Genomic DNA, 24,557 nt, shown 5'->3' on the forward strand with positions numbered 1-24,557 from the left:
GTTCTAGGCTTTGGTGGTCTCGTCGTCACACCGAAAGGGCCATCGCCGTGAGTGCCTCCCCCGAGCAGATCCGTGCCACCGCAGACTCGTACATCGCCGCGCTCGTCGCGGGCGACCTCGAGGCTGTGCTCGACCTCTACGCCGAGAACGCCACGGTCGAGGATCCGGTCGGCAACGGCACGGTGCACGAGGGAAAGGCGGCCATCCGCGAGTTCTACTCGTCCGTGGTGGCCCTGAAGATCGAGGGCGAGGTGATCGAGGCGCGGGTGTGTGGGGACGATCTGCTGTTCAACTTCGAGATCACCACGCACTTCGACGAGAACTCCAAAGCCACGATCAACGTCTGGGACCTGATGACCCACGACGAGCAGGGCAAGGTCGCCTCGATGCGCGCCTACTGGACCCCGGAGAACATGCGCTGAGCTGAGGCGGGGTGAGGCGGGCGTCGCCTGCTCGATCCGGCGAGTTCTGTGACGCATCGGTCGAGAGCGGGCCGCCGAGAACGCGACGGGTATTCACAGAACGCGCTCGATCAGCACAGGGCTCAGGCGCCGGGCGCAGGACGCAGAACGCGAGACGCGGGGCGGCGTCAGCTGGACTAGCCTTGGATCCCATGATCACCGCCATCGTCTTTGTCCACGCCGAGACGGCGCGCATCCCCGAGGTCGCCGAAGAGATCGCCGAGATCGACGGCGTCTCCGAGGTGTACTCGGTCACGGGCACCATCGACCTCATCGTGTTGGTGCGGGCCCGCCGTAACGAGGACGTGGCCGACATCGTCTCCGACCGCCTGAACAAGGTCCCGGGTGTGGTCGACACCGAGACGCACATCGCCTTTCGCGCGTTGTCCAAGCACGACCTCGAGGCGGCGTTCTCCCTGGGGTACGACGAGTAACCACCTGCCGTCTGACCACCTGCGGCGGTCGACAGGTGAGTCGGCTCAACTATCCGAACTGCATCCGCGCGAGCCGTCGTGCCCGTCGCCGCGCCCGCTGCAACTCCGCGAGCAGCGCCTTGCCTGTCCACTGGAGTCGGTCGGGTCCGGCCCGCTCGGCCTCGTGCACCAACTCGACAATGTGAGCGCACGCGGGCGTCGCGACCCCGAGCCGCCGGCCCATCCGGACGACCTCGCCCTGGAGGATGTCGATCTCGGTAGGTCGTCCGCGGATCAGGTCATCGTTCATCGACGAGGTCCCGTCCGCATCGACCCGCATGACGGTCCTGGCGAGTCTGCGGAACACAGGCGTCGGCAGCCGCATGACGGACGGAAGCATCCCGGCCGGCACGGCGATGGGTACCCGGGGCACCACCCCGGCCGCGGTGAAGACCCGGATGGCCTCGCCCTGGCAGAGCGCGACGCATCTGCGTAGGTCACGATCGACGAGTTCGTCTCGCAGAGGAAGTCCGGACAACGCCTGGACCGCATTGTTGAGGTTCAACAGGACCTTGCCGTGCAGCACCGCCTGGATGTCGTCGGTCGCCCGCACCGGGAGATCGGCCTCGTCCATCACCCGGAGGAGTGGGGCGGCGAGCGGGTGTTCGGCGATCCGGATCTCACCGGTGCTGGTCCGCCGGTAGGTGGAGGGCCCGGTGCGGGCCACATTGAAGGGGATGATCCCGGCGATCACGGGGTTCGTGCCCACGCCGTCGCGGATGGAATCGGCCGAGTGCAGTCCGTTCTGGAGGCCCACCACCAGGGTCCCGGGACGTAGGAACGGGACGAATTCGGCGGTGGCTGCCGCGGAGGACCCCGCCTTGGTGCACACGAGTACCACGTCAGAGCGGCGGACGGACTCCGGCGTCTCGGAGAGCGTGAGCGCCTCGGACGGCACGTGGATGCGGTCGTCCACGCCCTTCCCGGCCTCCACGGTGAGCCCGACCGCACGGATCGGGTCGAGGACATGGGGGCGCCCGACCAGGGTCACGTCGGCGTGGCGCGCGAGTCTTCCGCCCAGGTAACACCCGACGACGCCGGCACCGATGACGGTGATGCGCAAGGGGGTGTCGGAGCCGACCATGGTGCTGGACGATACGACATTCGCGCCGGTCCGGGGAGGGATCGCGCGTGGGCCCACCGGGCGGAGGGGAACTCAGTGACGTCGAGGTCGCACGACGATTTCGGTGGGGTGGGCGTCGGGCGTCGACTCGAGAGCGTGACGCACCGCGGTCGCCACGGAGTCCGGGTTGAGGTGGACCGACGGGTCGTAGGTCCCGCCCTCGGCGGCGACGATCGCCCTCTGCATGTCCGTGTCCACCCGGCCGGGATGGATCGAGGTGACGCGGAGGCCCGGCTCCTCCCCGCGGAGCGTGTCGGTGACGGCGCGGAGTGCGAACTTGGAGGCGCTGTAGGAGCCCCAGCCCGGCTTGGCGGTGGTCCCCGCGCCGGAGTTGATGACGACGACGTGGCCGCGGGCCGCGCGCAGGACCGGGAGCAACACCCTGGTGAGCTCGACCACGGCGAGGACGTTGACCTCGAACGCGCGACGCCACTGGGCGGCGTCGGTCTCGTCGATCCGCCCCAGTTCCGCCACCCCGGCGCAGTGGATCACCCCGTCGAGGGTGGAGATGCCGTCGGCCACCGCCGAGACACCATCGGGCGTCGTCAGGTCCGCTGTCACAACCCGGGCGGACCGACACGTGCGTGCCACGGATGCCAGGGCGTCGGCGTCGCGGCCCACCAGGATCAGCTCGTGATCGGCGTCGAGCGCCCTGGCCGTGGCCGCGCCGATCCCACGGGAGGCGCCGGTGATCATGACTGTGCCCATGCCCGGTGAGGGTAGACGCCCCACCGGCCCGGTGGGAGGTCCCGATGGAGTCGACGACGGCTGGATCAGTGCGGGGTCGCGGTGCTGTCGATGGCGTCGAGCAGCGCGTTGAGGGCGGGGACCGCGGCGGACAGCGACTCCCGGTGTTCCGAGGACAACATCGACAGGTGGGCGGCGAAGTCCTGGTCGCGCTCCTCGAGCACCTGGTCGATCCGTGTCCGTCCGAGGTCGGTGAGTTGCACACAGACGCCCCGGCCGTCGGACTCGTCCCGCACGCGCTCCACGTAACCCATGCCCTCCACCACGTTCACCGAATTGCTGGTGGTGGGGACCCTGACGTTCTCCAACCGGGCCAGGTCGCTCATGCGCAACCGTCCATGGCTGGCGAGGGTGTGGAGGATGGAGGTCTGGGCGCGGCTGAGGGCGTACTGAGTGTTCTGCCGCCGTACCAGCAGGTCCAGTCGGAGGAGGATGGGACGGAACTGCGTTGCCAGCCCCGAGTTCGCCGACCCCGAGTTCGCCGACCCTGAGTTCGCCGACCCGGACGGCAGCTGCGCTCTCGCCGCCCCGGACCGCCCCGGCCCCCGCGGCGCCGGATGCCGCGCCGTCATTTCGCCTGCCACAGTGTCCACGTCGTGCCCCCTGACCAGTGGTCCCCTCCGTCGCATGGGAGATAAAAGCACGATCCCGAGCGGTTGTGGGACGTCATCTATTGCTGTGAGGGATACTGCTGGCATGGATTTGTATCACCAGGTGACCGGTTCCGGACCGACGATCATCCTCATGCACGGTGTCTGCCACCGTGCCCATGCGTGGGACCCGGTCGTTCCGCTGCTCGCGGACCGGTACCGCGTGGTCGTGGTGGACCTGCCCGGGCACGGGAAGTCCGCGGATCTCCCCGAGGCGGGTGACGCGCTCGAGTACATGATCGACCAACTGACCGAACTCCTCGCGGAGCTCATGCCCGCCGGGGAGCGCCCCCACGTCGCCGGGAACTCGCTCGGCGGATTCATCGCGCTCGAGTTGGGTGCCCGCGGCCTGGTGGACAGTGTCACCGCGCTCTCCCCGGCCGGGTTCTTCCGCTCCAACGCCGAGTGGCGCTACACGATCACCGTGTTCCGGGGTCTGCGCCGGGGAGCCGCGAAGCTGGGACGGCACATCCCCGTCGTGACCGAGAGGGCCGCGGGCCGTGCGGTGATGATGGCGGCGTTCTGCGCCCGGCCGTGGCGGTATCCGGCCGAGGCGGCGGCGATCGACGGGGAGGCGATCGTCAGCAACACAGTGCTGGACCGCGCGGACCGCGGCACCTTCGTGTTCTCCGCGCCGGTGGATGAGGACCTTGCGATCACCATCCGGTGGGGGCGGTTCGACCTGGTCCTGCCGGTCCGTCAGGTCTCACTGGCGTCGAGGCTGTTCCCCCAGGCCAGAGTGGAGATCTCGGCAGACGGGCACGTTCCGATGTCGGACGATCCGGAGGGCGTCGCCGCCTCGATCGCCGCGACGGTTGAGCGCGGGTTGGCGCATGCGGGGTCGGCGAGTCGGGTCTGACGGCGCGCGACCGACGGCGCGGGATCGACCTCTCATCCCTGCCGACCCCGCGCCGACCCCGCACACGAACGGTCAGGAGCCGAGCGACCCCGCCGGCAGGGAGCCCCCGGACAGGGAACCCCCGGACAGTGAGCCCCCTGACAGCGATCCCGTCCCGCCGGTGAACCCGTCCTTCCACGCCACGACCGTCGAGGGCCGCGGTTGGCTGGTGCCGCCGTCCGGCCAGTGGGAGGCGGGGTTCTCGATCGAGGCCCCGTCCTTCTCCCCGGGGTGCTGGACGTTGACGATCGCCCGGTCGGAGAAGACGAGCGGGCCGCAGGTCTCCGCACCCACGGGCACGGTGAGGAACAGCTTGGTCTCCCCCCGGTTCGGCCCCTCGGTGGCCACGGAGTACAGCCCGTCGTTGAATCCGAGCGCGTTGCCGTCCGTCGACACCCACAGCCCACCGGCGGGGTCGAAGGCCACGTTGTCCGGGCAGGAGATCGGGCTGACCTTGGACTTGTCGAAGCCGCCGAAGTAGGTGTCGGCGGCGGCGGGGTCGCCGCAGACCAGGAGCAGGTTCCAGCCGAACGTCGTCCCGGCGTGGTCGTCGGTGATCTCGACTACCTGACCGTGCTTGTTGTCATGCCGGGGGTTGGCCTCGTCGACCTGACCGGCGGTGCGGCGGGTGTTGTTGGTCAGCGCCATGTAGACCTTGCCGGTCGTGGGGCTGGGCTCGACGTCCTCCGGACGGTCCATCTTCGTGGCCCCGACCGCGTCACCCGCCATCCGGGTGTACACGGCGACCTCCTCGGCGCTCATGCCGGGGACGTGGGAGACGGCGTTGCCGGCGGAGTCGACGGTCAGGAGCGGGATCCAGGCACCCGTGCCGTCGAATGCGCCGTCCGAGGGGAGGGCGCCCGACCCGTCGATCTCGGACGCCGGGGAGTTGCCGGTGAAGGTGGCCACGTAGAGGGTCCCCTCGTCGAGGATCCTCATGTTCTGTTCCCGGGCCGCCGGGGTCCGCCCCGGCACGATGGTCCGGCTGGAGATGAACTTGTAGAGGTAGTCGAATCGCTCGTCGTCGCCCGAATAGATGACGACGGTCCCGTCCGCCGTCACGTGGACCGTTCCGCCCTCGTGCTTGAACCGGCCGAGCGCCGAGTGCTTGACGGGCGTGGAATCCGGGTTCCACGGATCGACCTCGACGACGTAGCCGAAGCGGTTGACCTCGTGGGGTTCGACGGCCAGGTCGAAGCGGCTGTCGAAACGCTCCCACTTGCGCCCGGACTCGCCGACCGACACACCGTAGCGCCGGAGGGCCTCCACTCGCGCCGGGTCGGTGACGGAGCCGGTGGTGCCGAAGTACTGGTTGAAGTTCTCCTCGCCGGACAGGACCGTCCCCCAGGGGGTGTGGCCGCCGGCGCAGTTGTTGAGCGTGCCCAGCACGCGGGTCCCGGTGGGGTCGGCGGTGGTCCGGGTGAGCGCACCGACGGCGGGGCCACGCAACTCGAACGGCGTCGTCGCGGTGATGCGGCGGTTGTACGAGCCCATCACGGGATCGAGCCCGCCATCGGACGGCCTGCTGGCGAGTTCGACCACCGTCATACCGTGTGCGGCCCAGGCGATCTCGACCTGCTCGCGGGTGGGGGCCGCGGAGTCGTACCCGCGGAACATCATCGGCTCGGTGGTGTACTCGTGGTTGACCGTGAGCAGGAACCTCTCGTCCCGATCGTCCATGGGGAACAGGACCGCCAGGTCGCAGTTGAAGCCGTACTGCACCGCCTGCGCGGCGGCCGACTGGTTCTCGAAGTCGAAGGCGGGGCCTCCGGGGATCACCGGATCTCCCCAGCGGATCACCACGTCGCTGGAGTGCCCGGCCGGCACCGTGACGGCGTCCGCGGTGTTGGGGGACACGGGGAGGAAACCGGTGTCGAGAGTGCCCCCACCCGACGATCCGAGAGCGCCCGCCGACCCGGTGCCGAGGGAGCCCTGCGCGGCGGCGGTGGCCGGTAGAACCTGCGTGGCCCCGACGGCGAGCGCGATCACGCCGGCCGCCTTGAGGGCCCCGCGCCGGCTGATCTCGGCGGCGACGTCGCCGAAGTACGGATTCCCGCTGGCGTTGGGGGCGGGTGACGCACACTGGTCGCCGCACTTGTACAGGCAGGTCAGGTGCTGGCGGTTGGAGATGCCGGGCGTGGCGATGGGAAGCAGAGTGCGGACTGACAACGGTTCTCCCTGAGGGTGTGTGGGTCGCGCACGGGCGCACGAGGACGGTGTGACCCTAGGGAGCGCGGGCGACGGCACGGGCGAGGTGAGGACACGTGCGGATGAACTGTGGGCGCAGTGCCGGTGAACACCGGTGTCGTGGCGCTACAGTCGTCGTGTCAACCCTCTACTCGGATCGTCCGGCACGTTCCTGCCGGTGAAGGGAAAGTGCTCGCCATGGCTTCGGTGACCTTCGAGAACGTGTCCATCGTCTATCCCGGCGCCGCACGGCGCAGTGTGGACCGGCTCGATCTGGAGATCGCCGACGGCGAGTTCCTGGTCCTCGTCGGCCCGTCCGGTTGCGGCAAGTCGACCACCCTCCGTGCGCTCGCCGGGTTGGAGGACGTCTCGGCCGGTCGCATCCTCATCGGTGACAAGGACGTGACCGGGATGGAGCCCAAGGACCGGGACATCGCGATGGTGTTCCAGAACTACGCGCTCTACCCGCACTACACGGTGCGCGAGAACATGGGTTTCGCGCTCAAGCTGGCCAAGGCCTCCAAGAAGGAGATCGCCGAACGGGTGGACCGTGCTGCGGAGATGCTCGATCTCACCGCCTACCTCGATCGGAAGCCCAAGGAGCTCTCCGGTGGTCAGCGCCAGCGGGTCGCCATGGGCCGGGCGATCGTGCGCAACCCGCAGGTGTTCCTGATGGACGAACCGCTGTCGAACCTGGACGCCAAGCTCCGGGTGGCCACGCGCGCCCAGATCGCCAAACTGCAGCGTGACCTGCGCACCACCATGATCTACGTGACCCACGACCAGGTCGAGGCCATGACGATGGGGGACCGGGTGGCGGTGCTCAAGGACGGCGTCCTCCAGCAGGTCGACACGCCTCGGGAGCTCTACCACAACCCGGTCAACGCCTTTGTCGCCGGTTTCATCGGATCGCCGTCGATGAATCTCTTCGACGCCCCCGTCGCCGACGGCAGGGTCGCGCTGGAGGGGTTCGGAGAGCAGGTCCCGGCCGGCGCCGGGGCGACGGTCACGGTGGGCGTGCGGCCCGAGCACCTGCGGATGGCCGACGACGGGGACGGGTTGAGGGTGACCGTCGACCTCGTCGAGGAACTGGGTGCCGACAGCTACCTGCACTGCTCCACGGGGGACGGCCACCCGGTGGTCTACCGCGCCGAGTCGGGCGACCACCCGGGGAAGGGCGAGACCATGTTCCTGGCCGCGCTCGATGGCGAGGTCCGCTTCTTCGACGTGGAGACCGGTCTGCGACTGCGGTGACCGGGGACCGCGGTGGCCTATCGCAACACTTGTTGTTGTTAGAGTGTCCCCTGTGATCTGAGTCTCGTCGCCCCGAGGGCGACGGGATGACGGTGAGTCGGTGAGGTGACCGCTCGTGGTCCTACGTACAGGCCCCCGGTGGGTTACGCTCAGCGGGACCTCAGAGAGACCGGCGTCACAGTGAGACCGGGATCACCCGACCGTCGGCACACGTCGGCGGTAGGCGAGACACGACAGTAGGAGAGAGCGCATGGCCGTTCACGGCAGGTTCCTCAAGGCGGCGGCGGCCGCATCGATGGTCGCGATGGTATCCGCGGCCTGCACCAACGGTGGTGGTGGAGAGTCCGACGAGCAGACGGAGGCCGGCACCTCGGGCGTCGGTCCGATCACTTTCGCGATGGGCAGCAACGACACGGACAAGCTCCGTCCCGTGATCGACCAGTGGAACGCGGAGAACCCCGACCAGGAGGTCACCCTCCGCGAGCTCCCCGCCGAGCAGGACGGGCAGCGCGACACGCTCACGCAGTCCCTCCAGACCGAGAGCGGCGAGTACGACGTGTTCGCGCTCGACGTCACGGACACCGCCTACTTCGCGGCCAACGGGTGGCTGCAGCCGATCGAGGGCGACACCGAGATCGACACCTCCGGCCTGATCGAGGCCGCCGTGGACTCGGCGACCTACAACGGCACGCTCTACGGAATCCCGCAGAACACCAACGCGCAGCTGTTGTACTACCGCACCGACCTCCAGCCCGAGGCCCCCGCCGACTGGGACGCGCTGGTCGCCTCCTGTGAGGCCGCCGAGGGAGCCGACGTCGACTGCCTGCAGACGCAACTCAGCCTCTACGAGGGCCTCACCGTCGCCGCGACCCAGTTCATCCACAGCTGGGGCGGCCGGGTCGTGGGCGACGACGGGCAGACGCCGGAGCTCGACACCGATCAGGCGCGCGCCGGCCTCACCGCGCTGGTCGACGCCTACCAGAACGGCGTGATCCCCCCGCAGACCGACGCGTTCACGGAGGAGGAGACCGCGCAGGGCTTCCTCGCCGGCGAGACCATGTACTCCTACAACTGGCCGTACATGTACGAGTCGGGCCAGTCCGATCCCACCTCGCAGGTCCAGGGTCGGTTCGAGGTCGCGCCGATCGTCGGTCAGGACGGCGCGGGCCGGTCGACTCTCGGTGGCTACAACAACGCCATCAACGTGTTCTCGGAGAACAAGGCCACCGCTCAGGCGTTCCTCGAGTACATCATCTCGGAGGACGTCCAGATGAGCTTCGCCGAGCAGTCGTTCCCGCCGGTCCTGTCCTCGATCTACGACGACGAGGCGCTTCAGCAGCAGTTCCCGTACATGCCGGCCCTCAAGGCGGCACTCGAGAACGCCGAGCCGCGTCCGGTCACGCCGTACTACCCGGCCGTGTCCAAGGCGATCCAGGACAACACGTTCGCCGCGCTGCGTGGCCAGAAGAACGTCGAGCAGGCACTCACCGACATGAGCGCCGCGATCGACCAAGCGGCTCAGTGATACCAGAGTCCGGTCAGCAGTGATGACGACACCGCGCTGATGGGCCCCGGGGTACTATCCCGGGGCCCATCGGCCGTCGTGGTGAGGGCGGGTGCGATCCGATGAGGAGCTGCAGCGATGACGACGACTGAGAAGTCCCCGGCGCCACTGGTCGAGAAGAGATTCGACTGGCGCCCGGTATGGATGGTGGGCCCCGCGCTCGCGATCCTCGCGGTGGTGATCGGCTACCCCGTCGTCCGTGCCGTGTACCTGTCCTTCCGGGCCGACCGTGGCCTGGACCCCGCCACCGGCATGTTCTCCGACGGCGGGTTCGCGGGATTCCAGCACTATCTCTACTGGCTCACCCAGGCGTGTCCGGCCAGGGGCGGCGACGGGACCATCCCGTGTCCGCCCGGCGTCTCGGCCGTCGACTTCTGGCCCGCGATGGGCAACACGCTGTTCTTCACCGTCACCACCGTCTCCCTCGAGACGGTCCTCGGCTTCGCGATGGCCGTGGTCATGGGCAAGAGCATCTGGGGCCGGTCGCTCCTCCGCGCGGCCGTCCTCGTCCCGTGGGCCATCCCCACGGCGGTCACCGCCAAGCTGTGGGCGTTCATCTTCGCGCCCAACGGCATCGCCAACACGATGCTGGGCACCAACATCGCCTGGACCACCGATCCGTTCTACGCGCGCATGGCCATCATCGTGGCCGACGTGTGGAAGACCGCGCCCTTCATGGCTCTACTTATCCTCGCCGGGCTGCAGATGATCCCCGGGGACGTCTACGAGGCCGCCCGGGTCGACGGCGCCTCTCGCTGGCAGCAGTTCACCAGGATCACCCTGCCGCTCGTGCGGCCGGCGCTCATGGTGGCGATCCTGTTCCGGACCCTCGACGCCCTGCGCATGTACGACCTGCCCGTGATCCTCGTGTCGGCCAACTCCGGGTCGCCCACCGCGACGGTGTCCATGTTGGTGGTCAACGAGATGCGGATGGGCAACTTCAACAGCGCGTCCGCGATCTCGACACTGGTGTTCCTGCTGATCTTCGCCGTCGCGTACGTCATGGTGAAGTTCCTCGGCGCGAATGTCGTCGATGACCGCACCGGCAAGAAGGAGGAGATCCGGTGAGTCACCGAGCGCCCGACCACTCCGGGCCGGCCCACGCACGGTCGGCCACCACGCGGTCGACCACCACGCGACCGCCCACCTCGTCGTCGTCACGACCCGGCCCCCACGATCGGGACGACACCGACGACCTGCGCCCACCCCGTAAGCCGCTCGGGCCCAGGATCGGCACCTATGTCGGTGCCCTGCTCATCCTGATCTGGGGCCTGGCGCCGTTCTACTGGATGCTCGTCACCGCGTTCCGCGACAACCGGTTCGTGTTCTCCGCGAGCCCCGTGCCCTCGCACCTCACCCTGGACAACTTCCGCGAGGCACTGGCGACGGACGCGGGCAACAACTTTCTCGGCGCCATCATCAACTCGGTGATCATCAGCTCCATCACGACCGCGCTGGCGCTGCTCTTCGGCGTGTTCACCGCCTACGCGCTCGCACGCGTGGACTTCCGCGGGAAGTTCCTCGTCACCGGCGTGATCCTGGCGGCCTCGATGTTCCCGGGCGTCGCACTGGTCACGCCGCTGTTCCAGCTGTTCACCGACATCGGCTGGATCGGCACGTATCAGGCGCTCATCATCCCCAACATCTCGTTCGCGCTGCCCCTGACCATCTACACACTCACGTCGTTCTTCAACGATCTGCCGTGGGAACTGGAGGAGGCCGCGCGCGTCGACGGCGCCACGCGTGGGCAGGCGTTCGTCAAGATCATCCTGCCGCTCGCCGCGCCGGCGCTCTTCACCACCGCGATCCTGGCGTTCATCATCACGTGGAACGAATTCCTGCTGTCACAACAGCTGTCCAACTCCTCGACCGAACCGGTCACCGTGGCGATCGCCCGCTTCTCGGGGGTCAATCCCTACATCCCGCCGCACGCCGCGATCATGGCGGCGGGCGCGCTCGTCACCGTCCCGCTCGTGATCATGGTGTTGATCTTCCAGCGGCGGATCATCTCCGGCCTCACCGCCGGCGGCCTGAAGAGCTGACCCGGTCGTGGCTCGGAGCGGCGGTGATGCCCTCGGGACCCGGCAGCGCCTGGAGGTCCTGGGCGGCTTCGTCGGGTTCTTCACCGTGCTCGCGCTGGTCAACGCGGTCGGGCTGATCGTGGCCGGACGCCCGTCGATCCTCGCCTCGTTCGTGCTGGTGCTGATGCTCACGGCATCGTGGTACACCTTCCGAGTGTGGCGCCGCGCCGACCGCGCCGTGGGCCGCGGCTGACCCGGTCGTCGCGCAGGGTCGTCAGCGACCGTCGAGCCAGGCCGTCAGCGGCCGTCGCGCCAGGCCACCAACGACTCGACCAGGTCCAGCGGGTACTCGGGTCCGTTGAGGCCCACGGTGAACAGCGTGACGCCCTCGGCCACCAGCGCGTCGGCCGAGCGCCGCGCTGGTGCTGATGCTCACGGCATCGTGGTACACCTTCCGAGTGTGGCGCCGCGCCGACCGCGCCGTGGGCCGCGGCTGACCCGGTCGTCGCGCAGGGTCGTCAGCGACCGTCGAGCCAGGCCGTCAGCGGCCGTCGCGCCAGGCCACCAACGACTCGACCAGGTCCAGCGGGTACTCGGGTCCGTTGAGGCCCACGGTGAACAGCGTGACGCCCTCGGCCACCAGCGCGTCGGCCGAGCGCCGCGCCTCGTGGGCGGAGGAGGCGCCGCCGATCTCGGTGGAACGCTCGATCTCACCGGGGTCCCGGCCCACGTCGGCGCAGTGCCGGGCCAGCACCGCGGACTTGTGTCGATAGGTCTCCACGTCCACGAAAGAGTGCCAGATGTCCGCATGGCGGGCGACGTGCCTGAGCGTCTTGCGCTCGCCCCCTCCGCCCAGCAGCACCGGGATGTGACGGGTCGGGGCAGGGGTGAGCCGGGCGAGGCGCCGCTCGATCCGCTCGAGGGAGTCCCCGAGGTCGTCCAACCGGGAACCCTTGGTCCCGAAGTCGTATCCGTACTCGGCGTAGTCCCGCTCGAACCACCCGCTGCCCAGGCCCAGGATCAGCCGCCCGCCCGAGATGTGGTCGACGGTACGGGCCATATCGGCCAGCAGGTCCGGGTTGCGGTAGCTGTTGCAGGTGACCAGGGCGCCGATCTCGACCCGCTCGGTCTGCTCGGCCCAGGCCGCGAGCATGGTCCAGCACTCGAAGTGCGCGCCGTCGGGGTCTCCGTAGAGGGGATAGAAGTGGTCCCAGTTGAAGACGACGTCGACGCCCGCGTCCTCCGACCGTCGGACGGCATCGCGCAGGAGGTCGTAGTCGGGCGCGTGCTGCGGTTGGAGCTGGACGGCGATGCGGACCGGGCGTTCGGTGTTGGGGGTCATGCACCCAGTGTGGTCCGTTCCGCCGCCCCGCGCACCCGACCCCGCCGCGCCGCGCACCCGACCCCGCCGCGCACCCGACCAGGCCCCGCGTGTGCGGTCGCTACCGTTCGCGCGTCCGCTACCGCTCGCGCTCGAGGAGGAACCAGAAGTGCTCGCCCTCGTGGACGGTGCCGCGGCCGTTCATCACGGCCAGGAGGGTGTCGGGATCGACGACGGCGAAGTGGTCGATCACCGGCAACCGGTCGTACACCATGGACGCGCACGGACGGCCGCGGAACGAGACCTGCCACAGCGACGCCCCGCCCCCGCCCGTGGCGGAGGTGTCCGGCACGACGGACCCCGAGTCGTCGGTGACGAGGATCGGGTCCACCTTCCGCGGGTCGGTGAAGTCCTTTCCCCACCAGCGCATCTGCCCGAGCATCGCGAACATCGGGTGCCCGGTGTCGAGGCCGGTGCCCTTCCACCGGCTGCCGCCGATGTCCTCGATCCGGGCGGGCTCGAGTGAGTCCCACAGCGCCGAGACCCGCTCGGGCGACACCGTCTCCCCTGCGCGGATCGCCTCCAGCTCGTCGGCGTGCGGCGCGCTCACAGCCCGTACGTCTTCCCGATGATGTCCCGCTGGATCTCGTTGGTGCCGCCGTAGATGGTGGAGACGACGGCCTGGCGCACCAGTCGTTCCATCCCGTACTCGGTCGCGTAGCCGTAGCCGCCCATCGACTGCATGCATTCGAGCGTCACGCGCTTGCTCAGCTCGGAGGCCTTGAGCTTGGCCATGGAGGCCTCGCGGGGGAGCAGGGCCGCGGGGTCCGACTCGTCGACCTTCCTGGCCACGGCGTAGACCAGCAGCCGAGTGGCCTCGATCTCGGTGGCCAGGTCGGCCATGCGGTGGCGGATCACCTGAAAGGATCCGACGGGCCGGCCGAATTGTTCGCGCTCACGGATGAACGTCAGGCAGTCGTCAAAGGCCCGCTGCGCCACCCCGAGCTGCATGGCGGCCAGGATGAGCCGCTCGATGTTGAGTCCCGCCATCAGCTGCTTCCACCCGCCACCGACCTCGCCGATCACGGAGTCGGCGGACAGGCGTACGTCGGTGAAGTAGAGGTCGTTGACCTCTTTGCCGCCCATGGTCTCGATACCGCTCATCTGCAGCCCCTCGACATCGGCGGGGACGTCGAACATCGTGATGCCCTCATGCTTGGCGCCGGTCGAGTCGGTGCGCGCCACCAGCAGGATGCGGTCGGCGAAGTGGGCGTTGGAGCACCAGGTCTTCTGTCCGGTGATCACCCAGTCGTCACCGTCGCGGACGGCCTTGCAGCGCAGCGCGGCCACGTCGGACCCGGCGCCGGGCTCGGACATGGAGATGGCCAGGGTGCCGCCCGCGACGACCAGTTCGAGGGCCCGCCTGCGCTGCTCCTCGGTGCCGAACTTCTGGATCGCCGCCGCGGTGATGAGGGTGGGGCCGATGCCTCCGATCGGGGCGAGACCGCGCAACGAGCGTTCGAGCAGGAGGCAGAGTTCCACGGCCCCCGCGTCGGCGCCCCCGTACTCCTCGGGCACGGTCAGGCCCAGCCAGCCCAGCTCGGCCATCTTGGCGTAGATCTCGGGGGAGTGGGTGCCGCCCTCGGTGGTGAGTTCACGCCTCTTCTCGACGCTTCCGACCTCGCGGGCGCAGAAGTCGTCGATGGACTTGGCGAAGTCGCGTTGCTCTTCGGTGAGGATGTCGAACACGTCTGGCCTCGGCTTTCTGTCATGGGGTGACGGTGCCAGGCAGTGTGGACTACTGTGGCCCGTATCACGGTAGGCTACATCAAATATATGTGATCGAAACCGGAGGGAATTCGAATGACCACCACCGAACCGAGCAAGACCGGCCCCGCGTTCGCGAGCCTGGACCCCCGCGACGGCACGGTCCTCGCGGAGTACCCGATCGCCGGACCGGAGGAGGTGGCCCTCGCGGTCGAGCGTGCGCGCGCGGCCGCCCGCTGGTGGGCCGCCCAGGGCCCGCGCGGCCGTCGGGAGTGGCTGCTGGAGTACAAGCGGGCCATAGCCTCCCGCGCCGAGGAACTGGCCTCGCTGATCTCCGCCGAGACCGGCAAGCCGGACGAGGACGCCACGCTCGAGGTCATGCTCACGGTGAGCCACCTCGAGTGGGCCGCCAAGAACGCGGACAAGGTGCTGCGCCGCCGCTCGGTGTCGGCCGGACTGCTCATGAGCAACCAGGCGGCCTACGTCGAGTACCAGCCGTACGGCGTCGTCGGCGCGATCGGTCCTTGGAACTACCCCGCGTTCACCCCGATGGGCACTCTCTCCTACGCCATGGCCGCGGGCAACGCGGTGGTGTTCAAGCCCAGTGAGCTGACGCCCGGCGTCGGCGTCTGGCTCGCCGAGGTGTGGGATTCGCTCGGCGCCTCGCAGCCGCTGTTCCAGACCATCACGGGCGACGGTTCGACCGGCGCGGCGCTCTGCCGGGCGGGCGTGGACAAGCTCGCGTTCACCGGGTCGGCCGCGACGGGCCGCAAGGTCATGGCCGCCTGCGCGGAGACGCTCACCCCCGTCGTCATCGAGGGTGGGGGCAAGGACGCGTTCCTGGTCGACGCGGACGCCGACCTCGATTCGGCGGCCGACCAGGCGGTCTTCGGCGCGATGGGCAATGCGGGGCAGACGTGCGCCGGGGTCGAACGAATCTATGTCCACCGGGACGTCCGCGACGCCTTCGTCCACAAGTTCGCCGCGAAGGTCCGGGCTCTGACCCCCGGCACCTCGGTGACCTCCAGCTACGGCCCCATGACGCTGCCGGCCCAGATCGATATCGTCCGTCGACACGTCGAGGACGCGCTGGCCCGGGGCGGCAAGGCCGTCATCGGGGGCGAGGGGTCGGTCGGGGAGAGGGTGGTCGAGCCCGTGGTCCTGGTCGACGTCCCCGAGGACTCGACGGCCATCACCGAGGAGACGTTCGGGCCGACCGTCGTGATCAACTCGGTCGCGGACCTGGAGGAGGCGGTCGAGAAGGCCAACGCCAGCAGCTACGGCCTCGGTGGCGCGATCTTCACCGGCAACCGCAAGCGGGGTCTGGCGCTGGCGGAGAAGCTCGACGTCGGCATGGTGTCGGTCAATTCCTTCCTGGCCTTCGCCGGGATCCCGTCGCTGCCGTTCGGTGGCTCGGGCGACTCGGGCTTCGGCCGCATCCACGGGGCCGACGGGCTGCGTGAGTTCGCCCGGCCCAAGGCGATCACGGCCCAGAAGTTCGCCGCCCCGCTCAACCTCATGACCATGACCCGCAAGCCGAGGGACATCAAGGTGGTCAAGTGGATGCTCGGCAACGTCATGGGAAAGCTGTGAGGTCAGCATGACCGCCACCGTCCCCGGGGTGTTCGGACCGATCCCGTCCGAGTTGGTGGCCGACGCCGCCGTCGAGCACCCGCTCACGGCGTCGCTGCCGCTCAAGCCGGGCCGCTGGTACTGGCGTGACCTCATCGCGTCTCTCGACCCGGTCGCCGACGCGGCGGAGATCCACCGCATCACCTCCGCCTACGAGTTCCCCTGGGACTATCAGAGGGCGCTCGAGCTGGCCCTGTACCGGACGTACTGCGTGCCTTCGGTGTCGGCGGTCCTCGAGCAGGCCGGCCAGTTCCGCGATGCACCGCAGAAGCGATACGACGACACGGCGCTGCTGATGGTGGAGCTGGTCGAGCACGGCTACGACTCCCCGAGGGGCAGGGAGGCGCTGCGGGTGATCAATCGCCAGCACGCGCGGTACGAGATCTCCAACGACGACATGCTGTACGTCCTGTCGACCTTCATCTACGAGCCACTGGAGTGGATCGACGCGATCGGGTGGCGGCGGCTGCACCCTCACGAGCGGCTTGCGGCGTTCCACTTCTATCGCGGGGTGGGCCAGCGGATGAAGATCGCCGACATCCCGGACGACATCGGGGAGTTCCGCCGGTGGCGCGACGACTACGAGGCCCGCACCTTCCGCTACGACCGCAGCAACGAGCTCATCGGCACCTACACGCTCGATCTCATGTGCTCCTGGTACCCGGAGGCGATCCGCCCCGCCGTCCGCACGGCGGTCCTGTCACTCGTGGATGACGACATGACCCGGGCCTTCGGTTTCCCGTGGCAGCCGCCGGGCAGACGCAAAGCCGCGTACGCCGCGCTGCGGGCCCGGTCCGCCGTGGTGAGGTGGCTCCCGGTCCGTCGCCGGGCACTGGGGTCGCGGGGCACCGAGAACAGGACCTATCCGGGGTACCCGAACGGTTACCGCCCCGCCGACCTGGGGGCCTGCCCCATCCAGCCGAGGGACCGCGTGGAGGGGTGCCCGGTGATTACCGCGGGTGGCGACGGCCGGTGACCCGCCGGCGGATGCCCCGTGCGGCGTCCCGGTCTCACCGGCAGCGCCGGACCTGGCGTTCCGGGGGCAGGAGTACGGTCCGGGCCAGCGCGGCGAAGGTCTCCGCGGCTCCGGGATGGAAGCCCGTGCCCTGTCCGCCGTCCAACACCACCGACAGTGCGGCGTGGACCCGGATCCGGGCCGTGGCGTCGTCCACGGTGGACCCCGCCGGCGCGGCCTCGCGGACCAGCCCGGCCCATCGTTCGAGCTGCCGCAGTTGGGATCGGCGGACCCGCCTCCTGTCCTGGTGACCCAGTGTGCCGAGCTCGGAGTGGTAGAGCATGAGCTCGGGTCCGTGGGAGAAGGCGATGGCGACGTATTGGTCGAGCAGGTCGGCCAGCGCCCGGACCGGTTCGTCCTCGTGGCCCCGGTGGGCCTCGTGGCGGTCGAGAAGCTCGGAGACCAGTGTCGCGGTCCGGTCGACGGCTGCCGTGAGCAGCGCGGACTTGCCGGGGAAGTGTCGATACAGTGCCGAGGCGGCGACCCCCACGTCGGCGCCGATCGCCTCCATGGTCACCTCGTCGTAGGTGTAGGAGTGGAACCGCGCTATCGCCGCGGTGATCGCGCTCTCCCGGGTGGCCGCGCCGCCGCGTAGCCGGCCCGTCGATAGTCGGCCCGTCGGCCCCGCACCGGGCGCCGGCCGGTCTCCCGCGGACCGGTCTCCCGCCGACACGTCTTTCCTCCGTGGGCGCGGTACCACCCGGACAGTCGTGGTGACGGATTCGGCCAGGTCTGCCGCGATCGACTGCATCAGGGGGACCGCCGCGTCGGAGGCCTCGATGCGGTGGTGGCCGAGCGAGGCGATGCACGCGAGGATCGCCCCGGCCCCGGCCCCGGCCCCGGCCCCGGCCCCGGCCCCGGCCCCGGCCCCGGCTGACGAGGCCGCGTCGTCTCCCCGGATCGCCTCGGCGAACCGTTGCCGGATCCGGACCTCCGCCGCCGCGACCGCCGCTCGGTCCTGCGGGGTGAGATAGCGGATCTGCCAGCGGTACAGCGCCGCGCGGGAGCGGTGGGTCAACGTCGCCCGGGTGACCGAGGCGACCAGTTCGTCCAGCTCGTCGAGGCCGGTCGTGGCGATGTCGAGTTCGGCGACGAGTGTGGCGACCGCGTCGCGGAACATCGCGTACTTGCCCGGAACATGGCGGTACAGCGCACCGGGGGTCACGGCGAGGCGGTTCGCGATGTGTTCCACGCGGGTCGCGTGGTAGCCGCGCCGCGTGAACTCCTCGGCTGCGACCAGTGCGATCTCGGCACGTCGCGACCCCGGCGGAGGTACGTCCGGGAACCACGTGGGCAGAGCGGGAGGAGACGTCATGGCCTCTCGGATCTCATGTTGGCGGTTCGGGGTGTGATCTTGACAACAAGGAATACAGTGGAGATAGTAAACCCGAATTCACAGATATATGTGATCGAATCCATGTGAGTGAGCGGAGTCGATCGTGAGGATCGACCGACCCGAGAGGGGACACCCCGCCATGTCAGTTGCACTTGACGGTCTCGAGCGCCTCGGCCTCGACGAGGGCGTGCCGAAGACGACCACCGAACCCAACGTCGGCTCGATCCTCGGGATCGGCTCCCCGGGCTGGACCGGCTTCGTCGCCCGCGCCGACGAGCTCGCCGAGGAGGTCCGGCCATGATCCGCACCAGGTTCACCGAGGTGTTCGGCGTCCGTCATCCGATCGTCCAGGGCGGCATGATGTGGGTCGGCCGCGCCGAACTCGCGGCCGCCGTGTCCGAGGCCGGGGCGCTGGGCATCATCACCGGGCTCACCCAGCCCACCCCCGAGGACCTGGTCAGGGAGATCGCCCGCTGCCGCGAGCTGACCGACCAACCGTTCGGGGTCAACCTCACGATCCTCCCGTCGATCACGCCGCCGCCGTACGCGGAGTACCGGCAGGCGATCGTCGAGTCGGGGGTGAAGATCGTCGAGACCGCCGGATCCAATCCCAAGGACCACCTCCCGGTCTTCCACGCCGCCGGGGTCAAGGTCATCCACAAGTGCACCTCCGTGCGGCACGCGATCAAGGCCGAGAAGCTCGGTGTGGATGCCGTCTCCATCGACGGCTTCGAGTGCGCCGGACATCCCGGTGAGGACGACGTCCCCGGTCTGGTGCTCATCCCCGCCGCGGCGTCCCGGCTGACGATCCCGATGTTGGCGTCCGGAGGCATCGCCGACGCCCGCGGCCTCGTGGCCGCACTGGCCCTGGGGGCCGACGGGGCCAATATGGGGACCCGCTTCATGTGTACGGCCGAGTCGCCGGTGGACGAGGCGGTCAAGCAGCAGATCGTGGCGAACTCCGAACTCGACACGACGCTCATCTTCCGCACGCTCCACAACACGGCCCGGGTCGCCGCCAACGCGATCTCCGCGGAGGTGGTGGCTAGGGAGGCCGAGGGTTGCGAGTTCTCCGACATCCAGCACCTGGTCGCCGGAGCCCGGGGACGGAAGGTCTTCGAGGACGGCGACCTGGACGCCGGCATCTGGTCCGCCGGACAGTGCCAGGGACTGATCAACGATGTGCCCACCGCGGCCGAGCTGGTCGATCGCATGATGTCCGAGGCCGAGGCGATCATCACCGACCGATTGTCCGGCATGGTCGCCGCCGCGGAGACGGTCCGGTGACCGCCACCGGACGGGACGCCGTCAAGGTGGAGACCGACGATCTCGGCGTGACGACCATCAGCATCAACCGGCCCGACCGGATGAACGCGCTCGACCACCACACGGTCGGCGCTCTGATCGGGCTCATCACCGAGCACGGTGCGGATCCGGGGACCCGTGTCATCGTGCTCGCCGGCGAGGGTGCGGCGTTCACCACCGGGGCGGACCTGCAGTCCATCCGGGAAGGCGCCGTCGACGCTCCCAGCCCCGACGTCACCATGGACAATGCCGCGGCTCTGGTCCGCGCGGTGCTGACCGCCCCGGTCCCGGTGATCGCCGCGGTCAACGGTCCGGCGGCGGGGGTGGGCGTGTCGTTGGCGCTGGCCTCCGACCTCGTTCTCATGGCCGACGACGCGTACCTCCTCTTCGCGTTCACGAACATCGGGCTCATGCCTGACGGCGGGGCCAGCGTGCTCCTGCCCGCGGCGGTCGGCCGCTCGGTCGCCTCCCGGATGCTGCTGCGCGGGGACGCCGTGTCGGCCGGGGAGGCCCGGGAGGTGGGGTTGGCCACGGACGTCCTGCCCTCCGCGGACCTACGACCCGGCGCCGCCAAGGTGGCCCGCCGACTGGCCCGGGGCCCGCGCCGCGCGTTGGAACTGACCAAGCGCGCCGTCACCGGGGCCACGCTCGCCGAGCTGGATGCCGCGCTGGCGCGCGAGCACGAGGGGCAGTGCGAACTACTGGTGTCCGCCGACTTCGCAGAGGGGGTGGCCTCGATTCTCGAGAAGAGACGCCCCGACTTCTCCTGACCTGGTTCACCCGCACCGTTCCCCACGAAAGGCCGGATCATGACCACCACCACGATGGACCCCGTCGCCGAACTCCACGCCGCCCGTCGCAACCACTGGAACTCCTGGGTGGCCACCCACGCCGAGATGAACCCCGACGGCGAGGCACTGCGCTACCTGGGGCAGACGACCACCTGGTCGCAACTGCACGAGCGCAGCGGCCTGTTCGCCGACGCACTGGCCCGTCGCGGGGTCGCGGAGGGTGACCGCGTCATGCTCATCACCCTCAACAACCCGGAGTTCGTCGAGGCGGTTCTCGGCATCAACGAGCTGGGAGCCATCGCGGTGCCGGTGAACTTCCGTCTCACCCCACCGGAGCTGGCCTACCTCGTGAGTGACTGCGCGCCGAAGGTCGTCGTCACCGACGCGATGCTCGCCCCGCTCGTCGGGGCCATCCGCGCCCAGGGAGAGGACCCCGGAGACCACATCGTCATCGGCGGCGACTCCGGCACGGAGGGCCAGACCGCCTACGCCGACGCGCTCGCCGAGGAGGGCGACAGCCATCCGCCGGTCGACGTCCCTGAGGACGCGACCGCTCTCATCATGTACACCTCGGGCACCACCGGCCGCCCCAAGGGGGCGATGCTCTCCTATGAGAACCTCACCGCCCAGTCGCTGACGTGCATCCGGGTCTTCCGGCTCTTCGACGAGGAGGGCCGCGCCCTGTGCGCGGCCCCGATGTTCCACATCGCGGCGCTCGGGTCGATCGCCCCGAGTCTCCAGCTCGGCGGTGTCACGGTGGTCCATCCGCTGCAGGCCTTCGACCCCGCGGCGGTCCTGGACACCCTCGAGGCCGAGCAGATCACCAGCGTCTTCCTGGTCCCCGTGCAGTGGCAGGCCGTGTGCGCCGAGCAGCAGGCCCGCCCGCGGACGCTGGTGCTGCGCAACATCTCGTGGGGTGCGGCCCCGTCCACGGACACGATCCTGCGCGCCATGTCCGAGACGTTCCCGGACGCACTGAACTGCGCGGTGTTCGGCCAGACCGAGATGAGCCCCATCACCTGCGCGCTCGACGGCGACGACGCGATCCGTAAGCTCGGGTCCGTCGGCAAGGTCATCCCCACACTCCAGGCCCGTGTCATCGACGCTTTCGGGGAGCCGGTCGGGCCCGGCGAGGTGGGCGAGATCGTCTATCGCGGGCCCACCACCATGTCCGGGTACTGGAACAAGCCCGAGGAGACCGCGGAGGCCTTCGAGGGCGGGTGGTTCCACTCCGGTGACCTGGTCCGGATGGACGACGAGGGCTTCGTCTACGTCGTGGACCGCAAGAAGGACATGATCATCTCGGGCGGCGAGAACATCTACTGCGCCGAGGTCGAGAACGTGATCGCGGGCCACCCGCGGATCCGCGAGGTCGCGGTGATCGGCCGGAGTGACGACACGTGGGGCGAGGTCCCGGTCGCGGTCGTCGCCCAGCACGAGGGGGAAGGTGCCCCGGACCTCACCCTCGACGAGCTGACCGGGTGGCTGCGCGACAGGCTCGCCGGTTTCAAACTGCCCAAGCACCTCGTTCACGTGGACGAGCTGCCGCGCAACGCCAGCGGCAAGGTGGTCAAGGGGGCCCTGCGTTCGGCGCACGGCACCATCGGCGTCTGACCCGCCGGCCGAGCCGACTGCGACGCCCGGACACCGCTGACATGGTCTTCCACCTCCCCGCGGGCCGGGGTCCGGTACGCGACCTGGCGGGTCAGGTCGGGTCCCTGGTCGGGTACTCGGTCTTCACCCTGCTGAGCTGCGTGCGCACGGTCGTCACGGGACGTCTCTCGCTCGCCGAGACCCGCGACCAGGCCCTGTTCGTCGCCCGCGTGTGCTTGGTACCCGCGCTGTTGCTGATGCTGCCGGTCGGCGTGCTCGTCGCCGTGTCGGTGGGGGAGTTGGCGGGCCGGCTGGGTGCGGCCGGGTACGCGGGCGCCGTCGTGGCCTTCGTCGTGGTGGGGCAGGCCTCGGCGCTGGTCTGCGCGCTCATGCTGGCCGGGGTCGGCGGCTCGGCCATCTGCGCGGACCTGGGCTCCCGCACCATCCGCGAGGAGGTCGAGGCCATGGAGGTGATGGGGCTCGACGTGATCGAGCGACTGGTGGTGCCCCGCGTCATCGCCACCGTGCTGGTCTCCATGGTGTTGTGCGCCCTGGTCACCGCGATGGGCGTGACCGCGTGCCTGATCTACCAGGTATACGGCCAGGGGGAGTCGGCCGGGGTTTCTGGAGGTCACCGCGGCGGCCAATCGACTGGTGCCGTGGCCGGTGCGCACGCTCACCTACCGCGTCCTGCTGCTCGAGCTCAAGTGGCGCCTGCGGACCGGGCGTCCGTTGATGTGATGCTCTCGACCCGGTTGTCGTCACCGTCCGTCACCCCGTCACCGTCGCGGTCCTCGTCCCACACACCGGCGCGCTGGAGATGGGCGATGAGCAGATCGGCCCCGTTGCTGAACTCCGCGTCGATCACCGCATGGGCCGTCTCCACATCCCCGGTGCGCAGCGCCTCGAGCATCCGCCGGTTGTCGATGAGTGCGTCCGCCCGCCAGGCGGGATCATCCGCGTAGAGGCGGTAGGGCATGTAGCGGGCGGCGTTGTTGAGGAAGCGCGACAGTTTGTCCGATCGGGACGCCCGGTTGATCGAGCGGTGGAGCGCATACTGCGCACTCACCACGCGGTCCGGGTCACCCGCCGCGGCCGCCGCCTCGAACTCCTCCACCAGGCGGGCGTGCTGCCCGAGGGCCGCCTCGTCGAACCGCGTGATCGCCCGGTCGACGATCCGCCTGGACAGCTCCGCCTGCAGCCAGAAGATGTCCTCGACGTCCCGCCTGCTCATCGGGGAGACCAGGTACCCGCGTCGGGGCACGAGGTCCACCAGCCCCTCTCCGCGGAGCGTGAGGAGGGCCTCGCGCACCGGGGTCACGCTCACCCCGAGGGCGGCTGCGGTCTCGTCCAACCGGATGAAGTCCCCGGGGCGCACCTCGCCGCTCATGATCCGGGTCCGCACGTGGTCGGCGACCTCCTCGGACAGCTGTGGGCGCTGCGCGAGTCGCGTTGCGGCCATCTCCGACACCCCATCTCCGGTGAAGAGGACTGGCCGGAGGGCCCGGCCGTGAATCGAAATCAAATATATCGAACGAACGCGGAAAAACCCCCGGTGGTTCGCGCGTCCGGTCAGACTGACCTCATGACCTCCTCCGAGACCCGGCCCGCCGTCCGCACCGAGCGCCGCGATCACGTTCTGCTCGTCACCCTCGACCGCCCCGAGGCGCGCAACGCCGTCAACGGCGAGGTGAGCACCCTGCTGGGCCGGGCTCTGCACGAGGCCGACACGGACCCGGAGATCAGGGTGGTGGTGATCACAGGATCGGGTGAGCAGTCGTTCTGCGCGGGTGCGGACCTCAAGGCGCTCTCCCGGGGAGAGGACATCTTCCCCGCGGAGAACCGCGAGTGGGGGTTCGCGGGGATGATGCAGCACCCCGTTTCGGTGCCGGTGATCGCCGCGGTCAACGGCACCGCGCTGGGTGGTGGGTGCGAGATCGCGCTGGCGTGCGATCTCGTGGTGGCCGCCGACCACGCGGTCTTCGGGTTGCCGGAGGTCAGGCGCGGCCTCGTCGCGGCCGCGGGCGGAGCGTTCCGGCTGCCGGCCCAGGTCCCTCACCGGGTGGCCATGGAGATGATCCTCACCGGGGAACCGGTCACCGCCGAGCGGGCCCTGGACCTGCACCTGATCAACCGCGTGGTCCCGGCCGGCGACCTGATCGACTCGGCCCTCGGGTTGGCCGGGGTGATCGCCGCCAACGCCCCGCTGGCCGTGCAGGCCAGTAAGCGCATCGCGCTGGGGATCATCGACGGGACCCGCCCCGAGGAGGACGGGCGATGGAAGGTCAGTGACACGGAGATGATCACCGTCATGACGTCGGAGGACGCCGCGGAGGGCCCGAGGGCGTTCGCAGAGAAGCGGACACCCGTCTGGAAGGCCCGCTGAGACCGACCCCACACCCGGACCGGGTGTGTACGC

24 protein-coding genes and 1 pseudogene are annotated in these 24,557 nt (G+C 69.7%); 16 read left to right on the forward strand and 9 right to left on the reverse strand.

The genetic code is table 11. From position 1 onward, the window contains the following. The first annotated feature begins 47 nt into the window (after window positions 1–47). Entirely contained in the window at window positions 48–422 is a 375-nt protein-coding gene (locus tag H483_RS20990; RefSeq protein ID WP_017835201.1) for an SgcJ/EcaC family oxidoreductase, read from the forward strand. 191 nt (window positions 423–613) lie between these two features. Next, window positions 614–895, forward strand: a complete 282-nt coding sequence (locus H483_RS20995) for an Lrp/AsnC family transcriptional regulator (RefSeq protein WP_017835202.1) — start codon at window positions 614–616, stop codon at window positions 893–895. 49 nt (window positions 896–944) lie between these two features. Here the strand turns inward: H483_RS20995 and H483_RS21000 are convergent, their stop codons facing one another. The 3 genes from H483_RS21000 to H483_RS21010 form a co-directional block, all read right to left on the reverse strand. Continuing rightward, on the reverse strand, window positions 945–2,018 hold the full coding sequence (locus H483_RS21000; protein WP_017835203.1) for a 2-dehydropantoate 2-reductase: 1,074 nt from the start codon (window positions 2,016–2,018) through the stop codon (window positions 945–947). Between the two features lie 72 nt (window positions 2,019–2,090). Next, window positions 2,091–2,765 (reverse strand): SDR family oxidoreductase, encoded by a 675-nt coding sequence (locus tag H483_RS21005; protein ID WP_017835204.1) that lies wholly within the window; start codon window positions 2,763–2,765, stop codon window positions 2,091–2,093. Window positions 2,766–2,830: 65 nt separating this feature from the next. Then, window positions 2,831–3,397, reverse strand: a complete 567-nt coding sequence (locus H483_RS21010; RefSeq protein WP_238556191.1) for a MarR family winged helix-turn-helix transcriptional regulator — start codon at window positions 3,395–3,397, stop codon at window positions 2,831–2,833. A 103-nt stretch (window positions 3,398–3,500) separates the two neighbouring features. On the opposite strand from H483_RS21010, the gene H483_RS21015 reads away from it, so the two are divergent. Then, on the forward strand, window positions 3,501–4,313 hold the full coding sequence (locus tag H483_RS21015) for an alpha/beta fold hydrolase (protein WP_017835206.1): 813 nt from the start codon (window positions 3,501–3,503) through the stop codon (window positions 4,311–4,313). A gap of 72 nt (window positions 4,314–4,385) precedes the next feature. Here the strand turns inward: H483_RS21015 and H483_RS21020 are convergent, their stop codons facing one another. After that, on the reverse strand, window positions 4,386–6,521 hold the full coding sequence (locus tag H483_RS21020; RefSeq protein WP_017835207.1) for a PhoX family phosphatase: 2,136 nt from the start codon (window positions 6,519–6,521) through the stop codon (window positions 4,386–4,388). 216 nt (window positions 6,522–6,737) lie between these two features. Between H483_RS21020 and H483_RS21025 the strand changes: the two genes are divergently transcribed. The 5 genes from H483_RS21025 to H483_RS21045 all read left to right on the forward strand — a co-directional run bounded on the left by H483_RS21025 (window position 6,738) and on the right by H483_RS21045 (window position 11,631). Continuing rightward, window positions 6,738–7,793 carry an ABC transporter ATP-binding protein gene (locus tag H483_RS21025; protein WP_031264370.1) on the forward strand — a complete coding sequence of 352 codons (1,056 nt, stop codon included), beginning with the start codon at window positions 6,738–6,740 and terminating at the stop codon, window positions 7,791–7,793. 250 nt (window positions 7,794–8,043) lie between these two features. Then, window positions 8,044–9,318 (forward strand): ABC transporter substrate-binding protein, encoded by a 1,275-nt coding sequence (locus H483_RS21030; protein ID WP_017835209.1) that lies wholly within the window; start codon window positions 8,044–8,046, stop codon window positions 9,316–9,318. A 117-nt stretch (window positions 9,319–9,435) separates the two neighbouring features. Continuing rightward, on the forward strand, window positions 9,436–10,425 hold the full coding sequence (locus H483_RS21035) for a carbohydrate ABC transporter permease (RefSeq protein WP_017835210.1): 990 nt from the start codon (window positions 9,436–9,438) through the stop codon (window positions 10,423–10,425). Window positions 10,426–10,553: 128 nt separating this feature from the next. After that, complete coding sequence (locus tag H483_RS21040) at window positions 10,554–11,399, forward strand: carbohydrate ABC transporter permease (RefSeq protein WP_081615063.1); 846 nt, start codon at window positions 10,554–10,556, stop codon at window positions 11,397–11,399. A gap of 7 nt (window positions 11,400–11,406) precedes the next feature. Then, entirely contained in the window at window positions 11,407–11,631 is a 225-nt protein-coding gene (locus H483_RS21045; protein ID WP_017835212.1) for a hypothetical protein, read from the forward strand. Window positions 11,632–11,919: 288 nt separating this feature from the next. Here H483_RS21045 and H483_RS21050 read toward each other — a convergent pair whose 3' ends face one another. The 3 genes from H483_RS21050 to H483_RS21060 all read right to left on the reverse strand — a co-directional run bounded on the left by H483_RS21050 (window position 11,920) and on the right by H483_RS21060 (window position 14,448). Beyond that, entirely contained in the window at window positions 11,920–12,720 is an 801-nt protein-coding gene (locus tag H483_RS21050) for an LLM class F420-dependent oxidoreductase (RefSeq protein ID WP_017835214.1), read from the reverse strand. 118 nt (window positions 12,721–12,838) lie between these two features. Continuing rightward, entirely contained in the window at window positions 12,839–13,309 is a 471-nt protein-coding gene (locus H483_RS21055) for a DUF4334 domain-containing protein (protein ID WP_017835215.1), read from the reverse strand. Next, a complete protein-coding gene (locus tag H483_RS21060) occupies window positions 13,306–14,448 on the reverse strand; it encodes an acyl-CoA dehydrogenase family protein (protein ID WP_017835216.1) in 1,143 nt (380 codons plus the stop codon). The genes H483_RS21055 and H483_RS21060 overlap by 4 nt, the downstream gene beginning before the upstream one ends. A 114-nt stretch (window positions 14,449–14,562) precedes the next feature. Between H483_RS21060 and H483_RS21065 the strand changes: the two genes are divergently transcribed. Together H483_RS21065 and H483_RS21070 are read left to right on the forward strand one after the other, a co-directional pair. Continuing rightward, the gene (locus tag H483_RS21065; RefSeq protein WP_017835217.1) at window positions 14,563–16,059 is read left to right on the forward strand and encodes an aldehyde dehydrogenase family protein; all 1,497 of its coding nucleotides are present in this window, start codon (window positions 14,563–14,565) and stop codon (window positions 16,057–16,059) included. A gap of 7 nt (window positions 16,060–16,066) precedes the next feature. After that, window positions 16,067–17,074: an oxygenase MpaB family protein gene (locus tag H483_RS21070; RefSeq protein ID WP_017835218.1), complete on the forward strand. Its 1,008-nt coding sequence runs from the start codon at window positions 16,067–16,069 to the stop codon at window positions 17,072–17,074. A gap of 34 nt (window positions 17,075–17,108) precedes the next feature. Here the strand turns inward: H483_RS21070 and H483_RS21075 are convergent, their stop codons facing one another. Beyond that, window positions 17,109–18,428, reverse strand: coding sequence for a TetR/AcrR family transcriptional regulator (locus tag H483_RS21075; RefSeq protein ID WP_017835219.1), 1,320 nt, complete (start codon window positions 18,426–18,428; stop codon window positions 17,109–17,111). Between the two features lie 160 nt (window positions 18,429–18,588). On the opposite strand from H483_RS21075, the gene H483_RS39480 reads away from it, so the two are divergent. The 5 genes and pseudogenes from H483_RS39480 to H483_RS38360 all read left to right on the forward strand — a co-directional run. Beyond that, on the forward strand, window positions 18,589–18,750 hold the full coding sequence (locus tag H483_RS39480; protein ID WP_017835220.1) for a hypothetical protein: 162 nt from the start codon (window positions 18,589–18,591) through the stop codon (window positions 18,748–18,750). Continuing rightward, complete coding sequence (locus H483_RS21080; protein WP_017835221.1) at window positions 18,747–19,736, forward strand: nitronate monooxygenase family protein; 990 nt, start codon at window positions 18,747–18,749, stop codon at window positions 19,734–19,736. The genes H483_RS39480 and H483_RS21080 overlap by 4 nt, the downstream gene beginning before the upstream one ends. Next, a complete protein-coding gene (locus H483_RS21085; RefSeq protein ID WP_017835222.1) occupies window positions 19,733–20,524 on the forward strand; it encodes an enoyl-CoA hydratase in 792 nt (263 codons plus the stop codon). The genes H483_RS21080 and H483_RS21085 overlap by 4 nt, the downstream gene beginning before the upstream one ends. Before the next feature lie 39 nt (window positions 20,525–20,563). Continuing rightward, window positions 20,564–22,159, forward strand: a complete 1,596-nt coding sequence (gene fadD5, locus H483_RS21090; protein ID WP_017835223.1) for a fatty-acid--CoA ligase FadD5 — start codon at window positions 20,564–20,566, stop codon at window positions 22,157–22,159. A gap of 41 nt (window positions 22,160–22,200) precedes the next feature. Then, window positions 22,201–22,758 (forward strand): annotated as a pseudogene (locus tag H483_RS38360) (MlaE family ABC transporter permease); the annotation flags it as partial. A gap of 83 nt (window positions 22,759–22,841) precedes the next feature. Here H483_RS38360 and H483_RS21100 read toward each other — a convergent pair. Then, the gene (locus tag H483_RS21100; protein ID WP_193746828.1) at window positions 22,842–23,600 is read right to left on the reverse strand and encodes a GntR family transcriptional regulator; all 759 of its coding nucleotides are present in this window, start codon (window positions 23,598–23,600) and stop codon (window positions 22,842–22,844) included. A 123-nt stretch (window positions 23,601–23,723) separates the two neighbouring features. Here H483_RS21100 and H483_RS21105 point away from each other — a divergent pair, with 123 nt between their 5' ends. Beyond that, the gene (locus H483_RS21105) at window positions 23,724–24,524 is read left to right on the forward strand and encodes a crotonase/enoyl-CoA hydratase family protein (RefSeq protein ID WP_031264374.1); all 801 of its coding nucleotides are present in this window, start codon (window positions 23,724–23,726) and stop codon (window positions 24,522–24,524) included. Window positions 24,525–24,557: the final 33 nt, after the last annotated feature.

Source organism: Dietzia sp. UCD-THP (assembly GCF_000349585.1).
GTDB classification, from domain to species: Bacteria; Actinomycetota; Actinomycetes; order Mycobacteriales; family Mycobacteriaceae; genus Dietzia; species Dietzia natronolimnaea_A.

Coding starts and splice junctions, on each gene's coding strand:
- H483_RS21030 (WP_017835209.1), top strand. CDS start 8,044: ATGGCCGTTCACGGCAGGTTCCTCAAGGCGGCGGCGGCCGCATCGATG.
- H483_RS21025 (WP_031264370.1), top strand. CDS start 6,738: ATGGCTTCGGTGACCTTCGAGAACGTGTCCATCGTCTATCCCGGCGCC.
- H483_RS21080 (WP_017835221.1), top strand. CDS start 18,747: ATGATCCGCACCAGGTTCACCGAGGTGTTCGGCGTCCGTCATCCGATC.
- H483_RS21100 (WP_193746828.1), bottom strand. CDS start 23,600: ATGGCCGCAACGCGACTCGCGCAGCGCCCACAGCTGTCCGAGGAGGTC.
- H483_RS39480 (WP_017835220.1), top strand. CDS start 18,589: ATGTCAGTTGCACTTGACGGTCTCGAGCGCCTCGGCCTCGACGAGGGC.
- fadD5 (WP_017835223.1), top strand. CDS start 20,564: ATGACCACCACCACGATGGACCCCGTCGCCGAACTCCACGCCGCCCGT.
- H483_RS21075 (WP_017835219.1), bottom strand. CDS start 18,428: ATGACGTCTCCTCCCGCTCTGCCCACGTGGTTCCCGGACGTACCTCCG.
- H483_RS21000 (WP_017835203.1), bottom strand. CDS start 2,018: ATGGTCGGCTCCGACACCCCCTTGCGCATCACCGTCATCGGTGCCGGC.
- H483_RS21035 (WP_017835210.1), top strand. CDS start 9,436: ATGACGACGACTGAGAAGTCCCCGGCGCCACTGGTCGAGAAGAGATTC.
- H483_RS21105 (WP_031264374.1), top strand. CDS start 23,724: ATGACCTCCTCCGAGACCCGGCCCGCCGTCCGCACCGAGCGCCGCGAT.
- H483_RS21065 (WP_017835217.1), top strand. CDS start 14,563: ATGACCACCACCGAACCGAGCAAGACCGGCCCCGCGTTCGCGAGCCTG.
- H483_RS21005 (WP_017835204.1), bottom strand. CDS start 2,765: ATGGGCACAGTCATGATCACCGGCGCCTCCCGTGGGATCGGCGCGGCC.
- H483_RS21050 (WP_017835214.1), bottom strand. CDS start 12,720: ATGACCCCCAACACCGAACGCCCGGTCCGCATCGCCGTCCAGCTCCAA.
- H483_RS21070 (WP_017835218.1), top strand. CDS start 16,067: ATGACCGCCACCGTCCCCGGGGTGTTCGGACCGATCCCGTCCGAGTTG.
- H483_RS20995 (WP_017835202.1), top strand. CDS start 614: ATGATCACCGCCATCGTCTTTGTCCACGCCGAGACGGCGCGCATCCCC.
- H483_RS21015 (WP_017835206.1), top strand. CDS start 3,501: ATGGATTTGTATCACCAGGTGACCGGTTCCGGACCGACGATCATCCTC.